Source organism: Actibacterium sp. (genome assembly GCF_041584535.1).
In the GTDB taxonomy this organism is placed as follows: Bacteria; Pseudomonadota; Alphaproteobacteria; order Rhodobacterales; family Rhodobacteraceae; genus Actibacterium_D.
Genome location: NZ_JBFHDW010000300.1, coordinates 1 through 3,045 on the forward strand (window position 1 = coordinate 1; position 3,045 = coordinate 3,045).

Below are 3,045 nucleotides of genomic sequence, written 5' to 3' on the forward strand. Positions count from 1 at the left end.
CCCGAAACGCGCCGAAGACGTCGATGGACCGCAAGACTTCCACATTGTTTTGGTCGACAACCATCGCACCGAAATGTTGGGCGGTTTTCTCAGGCCGATGCTGCGGTGCATCCGTTGTGGCGCCTGCATGAACCATTGCCCGGTCTATGCGGCGGTCGGCGGCCACGCCTATGGTGCGGTCTATCCGGGGCCGATGGGCTCGGTGCTGACCCCGGCGTTGTCGTCGCTGAAGGCGGCAAAGGATCTGCCCAACGCCTGCACACTGAATGGCCGCTGCAAGGAAGTCTGCCCGGTGAACATTCCGCTGCCAGACATGCTGCGCTCGCTTCGGGCGCGGCAGTTCGAAGCCGGGCTTCTGACCGGGGTCGCGGGCTGGGCGCTGTGGGGCTGGGCGCTGCTGGCGCGGCGGCCCTGGCTGTATCGGCGGGCGGCTGCGGCAGGAGTGCTGGCGTTGCGACTGTGGTCACGAGGGTGCGGGCGTATCCGCTGGATGCCCGGGGCTGGCGGCTGGCTGCGCGCGCGCGATCTGCCGGCGCCGACGGGTGGAACCTTCATGCAGCAATATCGTGCCAGGAGAACAAAGCGATGACCAACGCGCGACAGAATATTCTCGGCGCGATCCGAGCCGCCCTCGGCCCGCGCGACACCACCGCCGAAACCATCGCCGCCCAGGCCGCGGCGCTGGTTGCCGACCCGGACCGTGTCAGGCCGGACTTCGGCGGCGTCGATCTGATTTCCCGGTTCATCGCCAAGGCGACTTCCGAACGGGTCACCGCCACCATTGCACGGGTCGACAGTTTCGCCGGGGTGCCGGCCGCGGTTCTGGACTATGTTGGTGAAGCCGGGTTGCCGGCACAGGCGGCGGTGCAGCCGACCGACCGGCTGCGTGGCCTCGACTGGGCCGGGTTGGAGCTCGCCGACACGCCCGGTACCGACGGCGGCCTCGCAGTGACGCTGGCCGACTATGGGGTGGCAGAGACCGGCTCAGTCGTCTTCCATTCCGGTCCCGATGCGCCGGTGCTGCTGAACTTCCTGCCGTTGCATCACCTGGTGGTGCTGGAAACCAACCGCATACTTGCCTATCCCGAGGACGTCTGGCCGCGGCTTGGTGGTGTCGGGGCGCCGCAATCACGTTTGTTGACGCTGGTCACCGGTACCAGCGGCACAGCGGATATCGAAGCCAAGAACGTGCGTGGCGCCCATGGCCCGCGCCACATGCGGATCATCCTGGTCGGCTGAGTCGGGTCTCGGGCGATATCGGGAAACTTGGGTTGTAACCGGGCGCGGGTGGTCCACTTTCAGGGGGATACTCCAACCGGAGCGGGCAATACCGCGCTTTCAGATGATGCGAGGTTTGCAGATGTTCGCCGCAGTCCATGCCTCGGTCACCAACCACTTCAACTCGGAGCGCCGCCTCTGTTCCAGACCAAATTTCAAGCTGAACCGAGCCGCCGCTCTCGCCGAGTGGCGCCGTCTCTGCGCGGCATAAAGGGCAGCTATCTTGCCCAAGTAGAGACTGGTTCGACTTTGTCTGACAGCACCTTATATCCGATTGCACTGTGGGGTCTGTCCTTGTTGTAGTGTCTGCGCCAATCCTCCAGCTTTTCGCGGGCATCCGCAGGCTCGAAGCGGCATGTGAAGTTTTTGCGACAGCGCTGATTGATCCTTGCTTGCATTACTATTTCAGATATTCATGAAATATGGAAACAATGATCCCTTCTCGTCTGTCTACACTCGGTCATCCCCAGCGGCTGGCCCTCTTCCGGCTATTGATGCGGCGATATCCCGACGAGGTTCCCGCCGGAGAATTGGCCGATGCGCTCGGCCTCAAGGCATCGACGCTGTCTGCCTATCTCTCGGCATTGCTGCAGGTGGGGTTGGTGACTCAGGCGCGGGAAGGGACATCGCTTCGGTATTCCCTCGACATGGAGCAGGTGAGGCAAACGCTCGATTACCTGGTCCTTGACTGCTGCCGGGGGCGCCCGGATCTCTGCGCCCCTCTTACCCTGACACCCCAAACGGGAACTCCTGCCATGACGGATCGCAAATACAACGTCCTGTTCATCTGTTCGGGCAATTCCGCCCGCTCGATTTTCGCAGAGAGCCTGCTTCGAAAACAGGCGGGAGACAGGTTCAACGCCTTCTCGGCCGGCACGCGGCCTGGCTCTTTGCTCAATCCTTTTGCCGTCGCTGTTCTTAGGGAAAAGGGCCACGACATCTCGGCGCTGCGGGCAAAGGACATTTCGGAGTTTTCCGGCCCGAACGCCCCGAAGTTCGACTTTGTCTTCACTGTCTGCAACCAGGCGGCCAACGAAGAGTGCCCGGCCTGGGAAGGCCAGCCCGTGACGGGGCACTGGGGTCTTGCTGATCCTGTCAAGGTGGACGGGAATGACGCTCTGAAGGCGCTGGCCTTTCAGGAGGCATATGGCGCGCTGAAACATCGGATCGACCTTTTCACCGCGCTCAACCTCGATTCCCTGAGCCGTCTGGCTCTGCAGTCCAAGATCGATGACATCGGCCAACAAACCTATGAGGATCTTCCATGACCATCTACGCAATCAACGGCCTTGGCCGAATGGGTAAACTTGCCTTGAAGCCGCTTCTTGAACGCGGCGCCAAGATTGCCTGGATCAATGATGCGGTCGGCGATGCGGCCATGCAAGCGCATCTGCTGGAGTTCGATACGGTGCATGGGCGATGGAACGCGGCGTTTACCCATGATGCGGACAGCGTGACGATCGACGGCACGCGGATTCCGTTCATCGGCACGCGGGATCTTTCGGGGCTTCCTCTTGACGGTGTGGACGTGGTGATCGACTGCACCGGCGTCTTCAAGACCGAGGCGAAGCTCGCGCCTTACTTCGAGGCGGGGGTGAAGAAAGTGGTGGTCTCTGCCCCCGTGAAGGACTCCGCTGTGAGCGACACACTGAGCGCACTTGTTTTTGGTACTTCACCAATTTCCGGGAACAAGAGGTAGCTGACACGGAACGGACCGACGATGCAGCGCCTCCTCGCGAAATGTGTGCAGAAGAACTAACCGCAGAG

The 3,045-nt window shown here is 62.1% G+C and carries 4 protein-coding genes and 2 pseudogenes; 5 read left to right on the top strand and 1 reads right to left on the bottom strand.

The features are described from left to right. The 3 genes and pseudogenes from ABYW26_RS12625 to ABYW26_RS12635 all read left to right on the top strand — a co-directional run. The coding region (locus tag ABYW26_RS12625; protein WP_372605259.1) for a 4Fe-4S dicluster domain-containing protein at window positions 1–589 on the top strand (589 nt) is incomplete at its 5' end. Continuing rightward, window positions 586–1,239, top strand: a complete 654-nt coding sequence (locus ABYW26_RS12630) for a lactate utilization protein C (RefSeq protein WP_372605260.1) — start codon at window positions 586–588, stop codon at window positions 1,237–1,239. The genes ABYW26_RS12625 and ABYW26_RS12630, both read left to right, overlap by 4 nt. A gap of 79 nt (window positions 1,240–1,318) precedes the next feature. Then, window positions 1,319–1,489 (top strand): annotated as a pseudogene (locus ABYW26_RS12635) (IS6 family transposase); the annotation flags it as partial. Between the two features lie 7 nt (window positions 1,490–1,496). On the opposite strand, the gene ABYW26_RS12640 reads toward ABYW26_RS12635, so the two are convergent. Next, complete coding sequence (locus tag ABYW26_RS12640) at window positions 1,497–1,691, bottom strand: integrase core domain-containing protein (RefSeq protein WP_372605262.1); 195 nt, start codon at window positions 1,689–1,691, stop codon at window positions 1,497–1,499. A gap of 9 nt (window positions 1,692–1,700) precedes the next feature. Here ABYW26_RS12640 and ABYW26_RS12645 point away from each other — a divergent pair, with 9 nt between their 5' ends. Both ABYW26_RS12645 and ABYW26_RS12650 read left to right on the top strand, forming a co-directional pair. Continuing rightward, window positions 1,701–2,546 carry a helix-turn-helix domain-containing protein gene (locus tag ABYW26_RS12645; RefSeq protein WP_372605261.1) on the top strand — a complete coding sequence of 282 codons (846 nt, stop codon included), beginning with the start codon at window positions 1,701–1,703 and terminating at the stop codon, window positions 2,544–2,546. After that, window positions 2,543–2,950: pseudogene (locus ABYW26_RS12650) on the top strand (glyceraldehyde 3-phosphate dehydrogenase NAD-binding domain-containing protein); the annotation flags it as partial. The gene ABYW26_RS12645 and the pseudogene ABYW26_RS12650, both read left to right, overlap by 4 nt. Between the last annotated feature and the right edge of the window lie 95 nt (window positions 2,951–3,045).